This is a genomic window from Butyrivibrio proteoclasticus B316 (genome assembly GCF_000145035.1).
Lineage (GTDB): Bacteria > Bacillota > Clostridia > Lachnospirales > Lachnospiraceae > Butyrivibrio > Butyrivibrio proteoclasticus.
The window spans coordinates 308,121-324,004 of sequence record NC_014387.1 but is presented as its reverse complement, the minus strand read 5'-3'; the positions used below and the strand labels follow the sequence as shown (position 1 = coordinate 324,004).

Below are 15,884 nucleotides of genomic sequence, written 5' to 3'. Positions count from 1 at the left end.
CTCCTATCTTGTTTTTGACAATCTACGGATTATTTCTGAGCTGACTGATCTGGTGCAACAGGTCCCATATATGCCATAGGAGGAAGCTGTGGCTGTTGACCCTGCTGTGAGAGCTGTCCCTGGAAGCTCTGCAGGAATTTCTGAATATCCTGTGCCTGTTGTTCCTGAACCTTCTTGGCGTAGTCTGCAACCTGTGCCTGATATTTCTGGTAATCCTGAACAAATTTCTGACACTGAGCAGCCTGATATTCCTGTACTTTCTGTGCATAATCTGACCACTGTTTCAGATAGGCCTGAGCATCCTGTGTGAATTTCTGATACTGAGCAACCTGATACTCCTGTACTTTCTGAATGTATTCCGCCTGCTGTTTCTGAAGCTTTTGTGCCTGCTCTGCCTGCTGTTGCCATAGATTCTTTAAATACTCTGTCATATCCACCTCGTACTTCCGGACATCCTGTACAAACTTGCTATACTGATGCACCTGATAATTATTAACATCCTGAATATACTTGTTAGTCTGAAGGACCCAATTGTTATACTCAGAAACTACATACTGTATATACTGTGAACTGAAGCTGATAAACTGGTTCTGCGCATTCTGGAGCATGCTCACGAACTGTCCTATTGTTGCAGGATCTAATGAAAGTCCCGGTATTCCCGGCAATCCCTGCATCATATGAGCTCCGGCAAACAGACTCATGAGTCTTGCGTTATACTGGTTGGCTGCCTGATTCAAAACGGTTTTATCCATTGTGGATTCTCTGATATCATCCCAGACATTGCTAAGTTCAACAGGAACCTCACCATTTGTAATACCTTCATCTGCATTCTGGGTAAGCTCTAACACAATATCCTTGAGATCATTCTTAACTCTTACAGGCCTTATAATGTATCTATCACCCTCAACGCCGCCATTTGTAATCCTGTAAATATCAACCTTGCCGTTCCTGTTGTGTGGAATCTGCTGTGCAATCACACACTGCATAGGCAGATTGGATTCCTTGGCTGTTCCCTTCTTTATAAATACGTTTACCAGTGCATTTTTGACAATTTCGGCTGCATTTTTGTCGTTGCTTACCGGCTGAACATACAATACCGGAACAGTGTCGTGAGTAAGGAGCTTGTCATACCATGGAGTCATGGCGCAGGCTTCGATTCCCTCCTCTGATGCGACTTGATTTTCAATAATGCCTGCATTAAATTTGATTCCATCGTTATTAACAAAGTATCTGTTAGCACGGCCCTGGCAGGAAATACTGCCATCTTTATTTACGGATACTACATCGTTTGTGCAGATGTATGGCACTCCGTCAATCTCATCAAGCTTAAAGAATTCATTATCATCAATTTTTCCACTGCTAAGTGAATCAGAATGTATATAAAGAACGCCTGTATGCTTGTCTTTTACCGAATAAAATTTCTCATCGATCTCGTCGTAGATCTTAAGATCTACGCCAGGAAGAGGAAATCCTATAGAATCGTTATCAACCTCTTCGGTCTGAATAATGCAGGCTCCGCAGGTTTCTGACATGCCGTAGCCATTTACAAATTTAACGTCTTTGGCTCCGTTAGCTTCCATGAACTTTGTATATCTTTTCCTAGCCTCTGCTGAAAGATAGGCGCCACCAATAATAACAGCATTTACGGATGAGAAATCCGGAATAAAGTCCTTGGGGAGTTTACTCCATGCCTCAAAGTAGAAAGGAGTTACAAACATTGCATTTATTTTGTAATGACTTATCGATTTAACAAAAAATGGATTCTGATTAGCCATTGGAAGCAGAACAACGCTGCAGCCAAAGGCCAGCGGTTCGTGGAGCTGATTTACAAATCCATAAACAGACGTTGCAACCATAGTACAGAGTGTTACGCAACCCTTCTCAAAGGCTACGAACTTTCTGCTCTTTTTCATATTCTCTGAAGCCAGGTTTAATGCCTCATCTGAAAGAGGCGCAGGTTTACTGATACCCTTAGTTGTTCCTGATGTATGGAACACAAATGATGAAGGATCATTTGTCTTTTTACCATAACTGATAGGAGTCCCTTCATACTTCTCAATGAGATCATCCATGAAAAGAGCTCCATCTACTGTCTTGAGTTCTTTGTAGTTACTGTTACTAAAACTAACAAGGCCAGGATCCATCTTATTGCTGTCAATCGGAACTTTAACTACTATTACATTACGAAGCCCAAGTTCTGCCTTGATCTTAAGTGCATGGATCAAAAGTCTCTTATTTACTGCCAGATCATTTATAAAAAGATCCGTTATTCCCTCTTCCTTGATTGCCTTTGAAAGCGGGAATTTCTCTGAAAGGTAAGCAGGTGTAAAGCCTGCAATTGACGATCCTGTCATATTTGCAGCGTATACGGCAAAAGATGACTCGATACAGCTGCAGTCAAAAATAGCAAGCCTTGAATGGTTTGCCTCTGTAATTCCAAGAGCTGAAAAAACTTCTGCGTACTTCTCCCAGTTTCTAAACATCTGTCTGTAGGTGTAGGTACGCTCCATATCAATAAGTGCAACTCTGTCAAGGCGCTCCTTGCTGGCAGAGTTAATATCAACTATATATTTCCAGCTACGCTGATAAGCAGCTTTGCTGATAACATACTCAGGCTCCGGTCTTCTTGCAGAGCTGGTAGCCGGCCTTGCTCTCCTTGCTGAACTCGTAGCGGGCTTGGCTGCCTTCTTAACCGGTGCTTTCTTGGTTGCAGCCTTTACTTCCGTTTTAGTTGTCGTTTTTCCTGAAGCTTTGGCTGCTGCCTTTACTGGTGCCTTCACAGGTGCTTTTGCTGCTTTCTTTATGTTATCGTTCTTCTTCGCGCTCATTACACTCTCCTCTTCCCATGTCAATTCCAACAAATGCCTATTAAAATGAGAGGCTGTCTGTTTGTAGGCAGCCTCTCAATGAATTAATAGACTCAAATCAATCTATGCTCCATGTTTCTTATAGCCGCTCAAGTAATTAAATTACTCTTCGTCTTTATTAGGTACATTTGGAGCACCAGCATAAACCGGTACAGGTGGCTGCTGGTTAGGCGCAACAGGCATACCCTGAGCATAGTTATATGGTGTAGGTGGAATTGGCATTTCGCCCTCAGGCTTAGCCTCTTCTCCATTTACCATAGGTGCTCCCTGATATACAGGTGGCATAGGTGGCATCTGTGGCTGCTTAGCCTCATCAGTCTGTGCCTCCTGTGCTGGTGGTGGAGCTATTGGGCCAAAGAATGGCAAAATTGGAATTAGCATGGTGTATCTCCTTTCTGATGGTTGATGATGTATTTAAATGTACTCTTTCGCACAATTAAATCTTTTTTTAGACATGGTCTTATTTCACCCAGTTCATGAACAGCATGTTCTGTCCGTAGCTGTATTTATAATCCAGATCAGGACAAAGACCGTTTAGTATCTTAAGTCCACTTCCTTTTTTCTCAGCAGTTATAGGATCAAACTGTTTTCCGTCATCCTTGATGATCGCGGAAATTTCCTGTTCATCTACTACAATCTTTAGATCAAGGAACTGATTCTTTTTCCTGCCTCCAAACTCGACAATGTTCGATACCATCTCTTCTATACAGAGTCTGACGCGCATTCCAAGCTTTTTATCTATATCCTGACCGTCAAAAAATGTGTTGAGTTCTCTGAGAGTATCTACAAGTCCATCCTTGTCGCATGGTACCGAGATATCATATACATTTGGCTTATTCTCCGGCACTGGGAGCAAGCTGATAAAGCCTAGATTCTCACTTGCTTTTTTCCTTACGCTCTCTGATAAGCAAACAACCAGAAGGAATATCAGGACTGCTGAAATCGGATATCCTATCCACATAAAATCATTGCCAATGATGCTTCCGCAGGCTATGAGCCCAAGTCCAGTCAGAACCGGCTGAGATATGCTAATTATCGGAAGAATTGATAGCTGTCCACCGAGGGCATATATGTTGGGTATTATCCATACAAATGAAACCGGAATAATAAACGGAAGCGCCATTCTAAGTGACCTTACCGAATATCTCAAAAGCTCTTCGTCTTCAGCACCCATGAGCATTGCATAAGGCCTTGCAAGTATCATAAAAACTGCAACAAAAACAACTGCAACAAGTACCGCTACCTTCATTCCCTTTTTATATAGCATAAGAACACCGGCATCATCCTTTTGTCCCTTTAGCATTCCGCCAATGGCATTAAATGCTTTACCCATACCTCCTGATACACCCTGTCCAAGAGATGTAGCCTGTGCAAGAAGTGATCCTACAAAAGCTCCATAAACGCCGCAGTAAATCTGAGCCAGGATAGCGCACACATAGGAATAAATAACTATCGCAAAGGTCTGGGATGTAACAGATACTCCATAGTGAACTATTTCTTTTAAAATAGGGCCCGTTTCCGAACCAACTCTGCAGAATTTAAAGGGACTTCCCTTGATCTTCCAATCAGCTATGACAATAATGGCTGAAAGTAATGCTCCGGTAATAGTAGCCAGAGCCGCTCCCTTAATTCCCATTCCCAGGATCTTTACATAAAGGACGTCACATACGATATTGGTGATAACGTTAGTTAAACTGGCTCTTGTAACCAGCTTGGGCTTACCACCGACATTTCCAAATCCCAGAAGCGCTGATACGAGCATGATCACAGCAGTTCCTGCAAAATACACTAAAAGATAATCCCTTGTGTATTCTCTAAGTGCTTCTTCTCTACATATCACCGCAGTCACAAGGTTTACACCAAGAATAGCTGTGATTGTAACCACAACACTCAGTATTCCAACACTCGTCATGGAAACCGTATATATGCTGTTAGCCCTTTTTTCCTCTCTTGCTCCAAGCGCAACTGATGCAAGGACATTAGCTCCTGTATAGAACAACATGGCAATCGTTGTTAACAGGCCAACTACAGGAAGACACAGATTGACAGCTGAAAAAGCTTCTGTTCCCAGGAATCTTCCCATGAGAATTCCATCAACAATAGCGTTGACATTTTGTATCAGCATTGCTGCTATGGATGCTGTCAGGAACTTTTTCATCGAAGATGATACAAGGTAGCTGTTTCTTTTTTGTTCCAAGGTTGCTCCTTTCTGTCAAAAGACTCAGGTGCTACTGGATACTACATATTCTCATTCAACAGATGAACGAAGAATTTTCATAGATGAAGTTCTGGCAAAAGGCTTGTCTCTGAATTCAACTATCTGGATATTCTTGAAAGAAGCAAGCCTTGTGTTAACATCATCTACATAATTTTGAATATCTTCTTTAGCCTTTTCTATATTTCCATCCGGAAGCTGCTCAGGGTCTATATAAATCTGGGCAGCTATCGTATTGTCTTTTTCATAAACTACGACTTCATTTATAGCAGGCTGATTCATAAGAACATTCTCAAGCTCCTCAGGAGATACATTTTCTCCATTAGGAAGGATGATCAGATTCTTGATTCTGCCACTTATATGAAGAAATTCATCTTCATCAAAGAAGCCTATATCGCCTGTGTGGAACCATCCACCGCGCATCGCCTCCTTGGTAGCTTCTTCATTCTTGTAATAGCCAAGCATTACGCTTGTTCCCTTTACGCAAATCTCACCTTCGCCTCTTTCATTGGGATTTTCAATCATTACTTCAAGAGAGTCCATGATAAGACCTACAGCATTTGGCTTGGTGTATTTCAAGGTGTCTGATGAGATGATCGGTGAACACTCCGTGATTCCGTATCCATATACGATCTCTATTCCAAAATCTTTAAGGCCGTAATAATACTTGTCCTCAAGAACAGCTGCTCCCACATCAAATTCAAAGAAATTTGTTCCGAGAATTGACAGCGCTTCCTTGAACATGGCCCGTTTTTCTTTAGGAGTAAGGTTTGGGTTTTCCTTATTTTTTGCAAGCTGCTTTTTGACCTCTTCCTCTATGCCCTTTTCCTTGATATTTTTCCAGATCATCTTGTAGCACAGTTCCACAAAAAGAGGCACTGTTACCATAAGAGTCGGATTATCTGTTGCCATGTCCCTAAACATATATCTGGCATTTGAAATAAGCCAGACAGTATAACCCGCAATCAAATGCGGTATTTGGGTGCAGTTTAGCCCCAAAACATGATGCTGAGGAAGCACCATCATGGCGCCATCTGTAACTCCCAGATGATTAGTGATGGCTATGGAATTATCTATAAAATTCCTCTGACTCAGCATTACGCATTTGCTGTCGCCAGTTGTTCCGGAGGTAAACATAAAAAACGAAGCTGCTTCCGGATCAAGTTTCTGTTTATAATATTCATCAAAGCCTTCTTCGATGAGCTTTTTCCCTTCTTCTCTAAGGCCAGGAATCTCATCAAGTGAATGGATTTCAATTCCAAGGTCTTTTTCAATGCTCTTTGCCTTTTCTTCATACTTGTGATCATAGAAAAGGACCGTAGCATCACTTAGTTTCAACATCTTTTCAAGGGTTTCCACTTCGAGCCCCTTGTCGACGTGAACAGATATGTTATTACTGCAGCCGATGCTCCAGAACACATTCATAAGTTCATAAGTGTTATCACCCATAAGGGCAATATGTGCTCTGGTTCCATATTTCCTGATAAAAAAGCTGCCAAGAGCCTCTACATGCTCTTTTACCTCCTTAGGCATTCTGTCATAATGCCTGGAATCATGATCATAGTCGGTATATGTATAAAAAGGTGTCTCAGGGTGAGTTTTAACTCTAAAGTCAATTACGTCTCTTAAATTCTTGATCTCCTCAAAACTTTGTAAATACAGGTTAGTTCTTTTGCCTTTAACTATGATGTTTTCTGACATATGCCCTCCTAAGCATGCTTTTTGTTTTCATGGATCAACCAATCAGATCAACAATGTCCTTGACAGTTTTGATCCTTGCGAGCTGGTCATCATCAATTCTCACATTGTAGCGCCTCTCGGCCTCATCAATCATAGTGATCAGTGATAACGAATCAAATCCAAGTTCTGATCTGATCCTGGTATCCATAGTGACTTTTTCTGTGTCGAATTCTGCATACTCCCGGAGAAAATCAACCACGTCTTTAAATAAATCCTGCATTTTTCCCCCTTATTTGTTGTAATATTTTTTAATAAGATTTGTAACGTAAAAACGCATAGTATCAGAGAATCATTTCCAGATACTATGCGTTTTACTCAGAATTACTATGCTTATTCATAGTCTGCACCCCATAAAAACAAGCAAAATCCATATACGCCACATAATTAATTGTATAACCATAATACGTACACGGTCAATCGTACGCGCGTATTTTATTACGTTTTTTTATAAAATTTTTATATTTAATTTTATTGCATTTTATCGTTAAAAACGAAACCCCTGTAACAGCTATTCCGCTTGGTTACAGGGGTTTTAAGAACTATATTTTACTTAACCATCATAAATCCTTAGGCCACCACTCTTCTACAGGAGGAATTTTATCAAACTCTTCAAAGAATAATTCTTTTGCTCTGCCAATTTCCAGCATCTTGGCCTGAGGATCCTCATCCGGAAGCTGCAAGATTGTAATGAACTGCTTTAAGCGCCCGATGCCACGGAAATATGAGTCATAGGTTGCAATCTCTTCATCACTGTGGCCTTCAAAATACAGGTGCAGAAGTCTGTCCCAGTAAGTTTGCATGAATTTCTTTCTCTCTTCGTACTCTTTGTCTGAGCCAATGTGGAAAAAGTCTCTAATCATTGCGTCATTATACTTACTTGCATAGGCTCCAAGTTCATCTGCAAGAAGGAATACCGGATACATGTCATAGAATTCAAAGAACGGATGTGACGTTGACATATCTCCTACGTCGATAAGCACAAGTTCTTTATTCTTATCCACCATGATATTTCCGGGATGGTAATCGCCATGTATTGCAGTTTTACGGTCAGGCACCTCGGATAAAAGCTTCTGGAAACGGGCCATCTCATCTTCCGAGAAAATCTGAGCAAGAGCTGCGGTAGAAGCCAGCATCATATTCTTCATGGATGGAACATTATCCCCTGTAAGTTCAGCGCTGTGAATCTTTTTAAGAAGTTCACATACCTTAACTGTCATCTCATCCTTCTCATCAGGATGCTCCAACATATAATCCATTACTGTAACAGGTGAAAGGAGTTCAAAAACAACGCCAAATGCATTGTTTGCATGTACCATTTCATAGGAAAGCGCTGTGGATATTCCCTTTACAAAAACCTGACGAGCCATTTTCTTTTCCTGTTCGACACGGTCATAAGGGACAGGGGCCCCTGCATTATAAACCTTAACAACTCTTTCATCGTCCAGCTTATAAACTGTACCAAGGGTACCTTTTCCAATAATCTTGAGCCCCTCAAGAGATATTTCTCTAGGCTTTCTGTGTACATTAAATACATCTATAAAACCTGTCAGATCAAAGATCTCATAGATTTTTGGGGAGATATTGATAACATCATATGGCTTATCTATCTGTTTCCTGATGCCAAGAAGCACTCGAAGTCCGGCACTGGAAATATAATCCAGTTCTTCTCCATCCATAACAATTCCCTGGAAATCAACTCCGGAAATAATATCCTGTAACTCCTTGTTTACAGCATCGCTATTGCTTGCATCAATACGTTCAGGTAATAAAATGATCAGTTTGCCGTTTTCCACCTGTGATTTCATAGTATTCTCTCCTTCATAACACTTAGCAATAATGCTACTATTGACTATGAGATACGCCATAATTATAACATTAGCGCTCACTATTCTATGCTATACCGACTATATTTTATATAATATTTATTTTTATATTATTATTTAATTATCAATAAACCGTATTTTATGAGATTATAAGACTATGGGAGATTGTGTAAACATGAAAGTAGCATATGTAGGAATCGACATTTTATATCCGGTACTGACAAGCCTGTACGATACGGGCTGTGACATTATAAAAATATTTACCTGCAAAACCGATAACATTACTGAGTTCAACACCAAAACAATTGAATTTGCAAACAGTCACAATATACCTCTGCAAATTAATAAGATCACCCAGGATGACCTGTATGATCTGGTTGCAAATGGCTGTGAATTTGTGCTCTTTGGAGGATATTATTATCGCATTCCTGTAATTGATGAGCTCAGGATTGTTAATACTCATCCAGCTCTTTTGCCACTTGGAAGAGGAGCATGGCCTATGCCGCTCACTATATTGAAAGGTCTTAATGAAAGTGGCGTAACTATGCACAAAATGGTCCTTGCTCTTGATGAGGGTGATGTAATACTCCAGGAAAAAGTCCCCGTATTTCCTGACGATGATCTGATCACTCTCACTCAAAGACAATGGTCTGTCATTCCAAAGATGGTAAATACGCTGGTTTCAGATTTTGACAATCTCTGGAACAGCGCCAAACCTCAGGTTGGCCAGGCTGAATATTGGGAAATGCCCGAAGAATCTGAATATACAGTGACAGATCAAATGAACTTTGATAAGGCTGACCTGATACTTAGAGCATTTTTATCATATGAATGTTTCTATATTAATACTACTGCAAATGAAAAATATGAAATGATCGGAGCCACTGCCCACAAGGGAAATGCTCCGGGTAGTTCGTGCAACACTCATGTTTTCCCTCTGATTGACGGATATGTACTCTGTGACAGAGTCAGGAGACTTTAAACCCTTTTATGATGAACACGGCTGAAATATCACTTGATTTAAAAAATACAGTTACTGATATATATCGCCGCTACGGTAATAAGGACAGTGCCCACTGCTTTGAGTCCATATATATATGGAGACAGGAAATGGGCTTATCTGTAGTGTGCTCAGATGATATATATACAGTTCAGGAAGCTTCCAAAGGACCTTTTTCCTGGTTCTTTCCGGTAGGAAGCGCTGATGCCAAAGAAAGCTTTATCAAAAAGCAGCTTGAAGACGATGATCCTCAGTTTTATTACATGACTCCTGAGGATGTCACTTTTTTAGAGCAGCGTTTTCCAGGCAGGTTTGATATTTATGAAGCTCCCGAGAGCAGCGAATATATCATGAGCAGGGAGATTATGGAGAAAATGCCCGGCAGCTCTTTTTCCAAGGACAGGGGTCATATTAATAAGATGCTCCGCGATCATTCTTTTGAAACAGTTAATATCAGGGCAGTTCCCAAATCAGTCGTATACGATATTTCAGCTGAATGGGATGCCAGCAAGCATATATTCGATAATCTGCCTGATAAAGATGCAAATATCAGCGTAATCGAGCACATGGATGATCTTGATATAGAAGGAATTGTCTTGTACATGGATGGATCTCCTTGCGCTGTATGCGGCGGCTTTCAAATAAGCGCCAACACTGTCGACTGCGTTATACAAAAAACTTCGCTCAAACTCCAGGGATTGACCTATTACCTGCGGCAGGAATATGCCAGATCTCTTTCTCCTGACATAGTGTTTTTAAACTGGGAAGAAGATCTTGGCATTGAAGGGCTTAGAAGAGCCAAACAGCTTATGCAACCCATCGATATGATCAAGATGTATACAGGTAAAGCCAAATGAAATTTACATCGGGAATCTCTATCTTTTCAAGACAAATGTTTATACGCCAGTATATTCCGGCCTTAATTTCCGCCCTTGTCTTTGCTGTAGCAGATATGGCAGATGCGCTTGTTGTCGGTAATCGCATGGGAACTGTAGGTCTGGCTGCAATAGCATTTTCTCTGCCTATCTACATGTTCTATAACGTGATCATGCATTCCTTTGGACTTGGCGGCGCAATTCACTTTTCCAATAAGATGGCTTCCGGTGATGAAGAGGGTGCCCGCAGATCTTTTCAGGGTGTTTTCATCACTCTGATGATCATTAGCGTTTTCATAGCTATTTTCGGAAATCTTGGAATAGAAGGGCTTATGTTTATTCTTGGTGCCCCAAAGTCTAATCCGGTTCTTTATTCTGCAACCAAAACATATCTTGGAATCATTCTTGCGGCTGCGCCTCTATTCTTTTTTGACTATAGTATTGGTTATTACCTTAGAAATGACGATTTTGAAAAAGAATCATCTATTGCCTCCGGAATAGGTAATGTTCTTGATCTATCCCTTAATATTATACTGGTCCTGTTTTTGGATATGGGGGTAAAAGGGGCTGCTCTTGCTACACTCTTCGGCCTGGTTGTCGGAAGTTCTATTCAGTTTGCCTTCTTATTTAGAAAGACATCTCACCTGAAACTATTCCCATTTAATCCTGAGTTTTGTAACCTTCCCAGCATCTATAAGATCGGAATTTCATCGTTTGTCAGCTATATATACTCCTTTGTTTTCATTTTAATTGGAAACAACGCCATGATAAGGCTTGCCGGTGACTCTGGCGTTGCAGTATTTGATGTTGTTATAAACCTTGGGAATATGGCTTACTACCTCTTTAATGCAGTATCTACATCTACTCAGCCAATAATCAGTACCTATGAAGGGGAATGTAACTATGATGAGTGCGATAAAATCGAAAATGTATCTACCCTTGTCAACTCTTTAACATCACTCATCCTGATGTTCTTATTTGTAGTATTTGCTCCGCTTATATGTAATCTATTTGGTCTTTATGATCCGGCAACTGTCGAATACGGCAGCCTGTCAATCAGAATCTATTCACTTTGTCTTTTGTTTGTCGGGCTAAACCTTGCCATGTCAAATTACTATGCTGCCAGAAATATTTCTATTGAGCCATTTATGATCGCAACGCTTAGGGGAATAGCCATACTGGTCCCTGCAGCTCTTATCTGCATAAGGCTCGGCAAAAATGCCTTCTGGTTCGCTTATATATTTACGGAACTCTTCACCTATATCATTATCAGGATCCATCGAAAAAGACATCCTGTTATCAACAAGCGAATGGACAAAGAAAGGATTTTGGACATCAAGCTTGGAAGTGATATAAGCAGGCTCGGTTCTGCTATAGAAGATATAGAGATGTTCTGTGAAAAATGGGACGCCAATCCCAAACAGCTATATTATATTCAAATGACTGTTGAAGAAGTGTGTTCAGCTATTATCACAAATGGCTTTAAGAGCCCTTTAGTAAACAGAACAAATTTTGGATACAACGTCATAGAACTTACACTTGTTGCCGCAGAAAACAATGACCTGTTTTTACACATCAGGGACAACGCAATCTTTTTCAACCCATTTGATATGAACAAAAAAGCTCTAAAAGATATCGAGAACAAGGATAGCGACTTTAACGCTCTTGGTATGGATGTCATTAAGCAGAAAGCTAAATCTTTTTACTATAGACGTTTTCAGGGATTCAATACAATGGTGGTGAAAATATGAAAAATTCAAAGACTAAGAAACTTTCACTAAGTACAAAAATGTCGCTCCAGATAACTATGGCGATTCTTTTGCTATGCTTACTGCTGGAGCTCATTACATCGAGCCTTGTTAACTCGCAAATCGACAAAGAGTACATGAGCAGAGCCGTCAGCCTTGCCAAAACTGTGGGAGTGACTCTGGACAAAGAGACAACCAAAGCTCTAATAGACGAAGTAATGTCTATATATAGCTCTGTTGATAACAAGGTCGGAACTCAGAACATGGGCACTGATGCTTATGATCAGTATATTTCCAATTTTGCCTCTGTAAGCTCAAGTCCTAACTATGTGAATATTCATAATCAACTGGATAACATCAGAAATGTAAACTTTGCCAAGTCCATTTACATTATCTGCATTGATCCAGTATTAAAAAACACTGTTTATATAGCTGATAGTTCCGATGAACCTTGCAGCCCCGGAGATTTTGATACTCTGCTTGAAATAAACTATTCAATTTTAGATAATCCCGATGCCGGATTTGATCCATATACTACCAACACCACGGAATATGGATGGCTGGTATCAGCCGGCTCTCCTATATATGATGAAGCCGGAAATGTAATTGCCTACAGCTTTGTTGATCTTTCTATGGTCGATATCAAGAGAGCTATCGCCAATTTCCTGGTCATTCTTTTTGTTGTATCGCTGATAGCTGCAGCTATTATTTGTGCTCTTCAGATCATCATGTCGCAAAAGACAATTGTAAGTCCTATCAATATTCTCTCTAACGCTGCCATTGCTTACGGAAATCACGAAGAGGATGAAATATTCTCCAAAGTTAATATTCATACAGGAGATGAAATCGAAAATCTTTCTGATGCTATGAAGCGTATGGAGCAGGATATCAAAGATTATATTGCAAATCTGACTGCTGTTACTGCCGAGCGAGAGAGAATGGGAGCAGAGCTTAATGTCGCCACCAAAATACAGGCTGACATGCTTCCCAAGATTTTCCCCAAGTTTTCAGATAAAAAAGAATATGATGTTTTTGCCTCGATGAATCCCGCAAAAGAAGTTGGTGGAGATTTCTACGATGTATTTGAGATTGATGACAGTCATCTTGGACTTGTCGTTGCAGATGTATCAGGAAAAGGAGTTCCCGCAGCTCTATTTATGGTCATTGCCAAGACTCTTATCAAGAACCGCGCTCTGCTTGGAGGTTCACCTTCAGAAGTTCTCGAATATGCCAATAATCAGCTCTGTGAAGGCAATGAAGCAGGATATTTCGTCACAGTATGGTTTGCTATATTAAATATCAAAACCGGAAAGGGTGTTGCTGCCAATGCAGGCCATGAACATCCTGCCATTAGAAGAGCCGGTGGAGAATTTGAGCTTTCTATTTACAAGCACTCCATGGCCGTTGCTACACTTGAAGGTCTCAAGTTTAAAGAACACGAATTTGAGCTTGGTCATGGTGATGTCCTATTCTGCTATACAGATGGTGTTACTGAAGCCACAGATGCAAATAACGAGCTCTTTGGTAATGACAGATTGATCGAAGCTCTCAATAATGCTCCTGACGAAAATATGGGAAGTCTTTGTGAAGGTGTCAAGAAATCTATTGATGACTTTGTAGGCGAAGCTCCGCAGTTTGATGACATCACTATGCTCGGCATCAGGTTCTACTAACTTCTCATCGAACCGGAAAATCAAAATATGTATCCGGAAATGGCTCATCTTGCAGAGTAAAATGCCACCATTCCTCCGAGTAAGGAGTAAATCCATTATTAGTCATTATATCTTTTAACAACATGCGATTATGACGCTGAGTCCTTGTGACTTTGTCATAATCGCTTTTGCTTGCCTCTCCAAATAAATCGAAATAACCACCCATATCTGCATCGCAGCCCTTGGCCATATCAAATAAAGTAATATCAACTGTACTTCCTCTGCTATGCCCTGAATGCTCAGCGATAAAGCCCAAGGCAAAAAGCTTGTCTTTATCCACATTTGGGTAAAAGATATCCTTCATTCGCTGATCTGATAGATCACCGGCCCATCTTACAAAATGATCCACAGCCCTCTGCGGCCTGAAGGCATCATAAATCTTAATCCTAAAACCTTCCTTAAGAAAATCATCACTTGCGCTTTTAAGGGCACGTGCCGCTTCTAAAGTCAAAAGAGCTACAGGCGCTTCATATCCATCAATTCTGTCTCCGATAAAGTTATATGATGAATAATAGCGTATTTCATAAATAACGTCAGAAGCTACATCTGCGATATTTACAAAGTCTGATGAGTCATTAGATATCACATTCTTTTGTTCAACACTCATATCATGCTCCTAATATTGATCCGACAACAATACCCAGCCATGTACCAATGACGTAACCAAAGGTTCCCACAAGCATACACGGCCCAACAAGTTTACTCCAGCCCTGTGATATAGCCATTCCTGCTGCCGTTGTAGGGCCTCCAATATTTGCATTTGAGGCAACAATGATTTCCTCAAGATTAAATTTAAATAGCTTACCAAATACAAAGCAAAACAGCATATTGAAAACAACCAGGATAAAGCAGAAAAGCAGAAGAATCGGTGCATTCTTTATTATCATTAAAATTGATGCCGGAACACCAATAACAAAATAAAACAGATAAATGAGCCATGTTCCCAATTCCTTAGCCCCATGGATCTCTTTTGCCTGCTTCTCAAAACAAGATGCAAATATCATAGATATATTAGTTATCCACACATACTGGCTTCCAAAGAAGGTATTAAGCATCTTTAGAAAGGCGTTACTCTGAGGAATAGTGTCTGATAAAAAACCTGCTATAAGCTTAGAGAACATAACAACTATGGCTGCATACGCAAAAGCTGCCGCTATGTCTTTTAACGAAATATCTGACCTTTCCCAGTACTGCGCAGCCAGAGTCTGTCCATTTTCAGTATTTCCATTCTGCTCTACTTCTTCAATATGAGGATGAGGAAAGTGCTTTCTAAACCAAACGCTTGAAGCGATACCTATAAGGATCATAAAATATATAGCCATGTTCAGGTTATCAGCTACAGTGGCGGAAGAAATAAGCATCCCATCTACATGAAAGGCATCTGCAACGGCTGTGAAGTTCACACCACCACCTATATATGAGCCTGTCATCATCGCCGCAACACCGGGAAGCCCATCTACTACTTTGCCTAATAAAGCAGTGCCTGCAATTGCTCCTACCAGCGTTCCTGCTGCCCCTATCAGGAATATAAAAAGAAGTCTGCCTGTATCCTTCCATATCTTAAAAATGTTGGCATTAAGCAGCAGTAATGGAATTGCCAGCGGAACCGCATACCCCCAGACTATATCGTCAAACACCGGTGCGCTTGCCGGAATGACATTGATATTTGTCAAAATAACTGCTATTAAAAGCGTTATGACTGCGCCTGAAATTTTGGCTGCCCATTTGTATTTCTGCTCGAGATAAATTGCTACAAAGCTTGATAAGAACATTATTGAGATCAGTGCCCAATTGTTACTTTCAGAAATAATAGACATAAGAAATTCTCCCCCTAAAATGGCTGTTTATTTTTTCTACCTAATTTATGATACGATAATAAAAGTACTATGGTTATAAAAAAGAAA

At 40.4% G+C, this 15,884-nt stretch carries 12 protein-coding genes; 4 read left to right on the top strand and 8 right to left on the bottom strand.

Features of this window, described 5'->3' with window-relative positions; all coding sequences use genetic code 11:
* Positions 1-29: 29 nt before the first annotated feature.
* The 6 genes from BPR_RS01350 to BPR_RS19410 all read right to left on the bottom strand — a co-directional run bounded on the left by BPR_RS01350 (position 30) and on the right by BPR_RS19410 (position 8,627).
* Positions 30-2,828 carry an AMP-binding protein gene (locus BPR_RS01350; protein ID WP_013279660.1) on the bottom strand — a complete coding sequence of 933 codons (2,799 nt, stop codon included), beginning with the start codon at positions 2,826-2,828 and terminating at the stop codon, positions 30-32.
* A gap of 141 nt (positions 2,829-2,969) precedes the next feature.
* The gene (locus BPR_RS01345) at positions 2,970-3,248 is read right to left on the bottom strand and encodes a hypothetical protein (RefSeq protein WP_013279659.1); all 279 of its coding nucleotides are present in this window, start codon (positions 3,246-3,248) and stop codon (positions 2,970-2,972) included.
* A 79-nt stretch (positions 3,249-3,327) separates the two neighbouring features.
* Entirely contained in the window at positions 3,328-5,064 is a 1,737-nt protein-coding gene (locus tag BPR_RS01340; RefSeq protein WP_013279658.1) for an MATE family efflux transporter, read from the bottom strand.
* 51 nt (positions 5,065-5,115) lie between these two features.
* A complete protein-coding gene (locus BPR_RS01335) occupies positions 5,116-6,783 on the bottom strand; it encodes an AMP-binding protein (RefSeq protein ID WP_013279657.1) in 1,668 nt (555 codons plus the stop codon).
* Positions 6,784-6,817: 34 nt separating this feature from the next.
* Positions 6,818-7,042 (bottom strand): acyl carrier protein, encoded by a 225-nt coding sequence (locus BPR_RS01330; protein ID WP_013279656.1) that lies wholly within the window; start codon positions 7,040-7,042, stop codon positions 6,818-6,820.
* Between the two features lie 337 nt (positions 7,043-7,379).
* The gene (locus tag BPR_RS19410) at positions 7,380-8,627 is read right to left on the bottom strand and encodes a phosphotransferase (protein WP_051525950.1); all 1,248 of its coding nucleotides are present in this window, start codon (positions 8,625-8,627) and stop codon (positions 7,380-7,382) included.
* Positions 8,628-8,820: 193 nt separating this feature from the next.
* Here BPR_RS19410 and BPR_RS19405 point away from each other — a divergent pair, with 193 nt between their 5' ends.
* From BPR_RS19405 to BPR_RS01305, 4 genes are read left to right on the top strand one after another with little or no spacing between them, the layout of a single operon-like run.
* Positions 8,821-9,627 (top strand): formyltransferase family protein, encoded by an 807-nt coding sequence (locus BPR_RS19405; protein ID WP_052301776.1) that lies wholly within the window; start codon positions 8,821-8,823, stop codon positions 9,625-9,627.
* An 8-nt stretch (positions 9,628-9,635) separates the two neighbouring features.
* Complete coding sequence (locus BPR_RS01315) at positions 9,636-10,502, top strand: DUF2156 domain-containing protein (RefSeq protein ID WP_013279653.1); 867 nt, start codon at positions 9,636-9,638, stop codon at positions 10,500-10,502.
* The gene (locus BPR_RS01310; protein ID WP_013279652.1) at positions 10,499-12,271 is read left to right on the top strand and encodes an MATE family efflux transporter; all 1,773 of its coding nucleotides are present in this window, start codon (positions 10,499-10,501) and stop codon (positions 12,269-12,271) included. Before BPR_RS01315 ends, BPR_RS01310 begins: the two co-directional genes overlap by 4 nt.
* Entirely contained in the window at positions 12,268-13,941 is a 1,674-nt protein-coding gene (locus BPR_RS01305) for a PP2C family protein-serine/threonine phosphatase (RefSeq protein ID WP_013279651.1), read from the top strand. Before BPR_RS01310 ends, BPR_RS01305 begins: the two co-directional genes overlap by 4 nt.
* A gap of 4 nt (positions 13,942-13,945) precedes the next feature.
* Here the strand turns inward: BPR_RS01305 and BPR_RS01300 are convergent, their stop codons facing one another.
* Entirely contained in the window at positions 13,946-14,587 is a 642-nt protein-coding gene (locus tag BPR_RS01300) for a M15 family metallopeptidase (RefSeq protein WP_013279650.1), read from the bottom strand.
* 1 nt (position 14,588) lies between these two features.
* Entirely contained in the window at positions 14,589-15,797 is a 1,209-nt protein-coding gene (locus BPR_RS01295; RefSeq protein WP_013279649.1) for a DUF819 family protein, read from the bottom strand.
* Positions 15,798-15,884 lie beyond the last annotated feature (87 nt).

Bases quoted from the DNA above. Each gene is read 5' to 3' on its own strand.
- BPR_RS01330 (WP_013279656.1), bottom strand. From the start codon at position 7,042: ATGCAGGATTTATTTAAAGACGTGGTTGATTTTCTCCGGGAGTATGCA.
- BPR_RS01310 (WP_013279652.1), top strand. From the start codon at position 10,499: ATGAAATTTACATCGGGAATCTCTATCTTTTCAAGACAAATGTTTATA.
- BPR_RS01300 (WP_013279650.1), bottom strand. From the start codon at position 14,587: ATGAGTGTTGAACAAAAGAATGTGATATCTAATGACTCATCAGACTTT.
- BPR_RS01345 (WP_013279659.1), bottom strand. From the start codon at position 3,248: ATGCTAATTCCAATTTTGCCATTCTTTGGCCCAATAGCTCCACCACCA.
- BPR_RS19405 (WP_052301776.1), top strand. From the start codon at position 8,821: ATGAAAGTAGCATATGTAGGAATCGACATTTTATATCCGGTACTGACA.
- BPR_RS01350 (WP_013279660.1), bottom strand. From the start codon at position 2,828: ATGAGCGCGAAGAAGAACGATAACATAAAGAAAGCAGCAAAAGCACCT.
- BPR_RS01315 (WP_013279653.1), top strand. From the start codon at position 9,636: ATGATGAACACGGCTGAAATATCACTTGATTTAAAAAATACAGTTACT.
- BPR_RS01305 (WP_013279651.1), top strand. From the start codon at position 12,268: ATGAAAAATTCAAAGACTAAGAAACTTTCACTAAGTACAAAAATGTCG.
- BPR_RS01295 (WP_013279649.1), bottom strand. From the start codon at position 15,797: ATGTCTATTATTTCTGAAAGTAACAATTGGGCACTGATCTCAATAATG.
- BPR_RS19410 (WP_051525950.1), bottom strand. From the start codon at position 8,627: ATGAAATCACAGGTGGAAAACGGCAAACTGATCATTTTATTACCTGAA.
- BPR_RS01335 (WP_013279657.1), bottom strand. From the start codon at position 6,783: ATGTCAGAAAACATCATAGTTAAAGGCAAAAGAACTAACCTGTATTTA.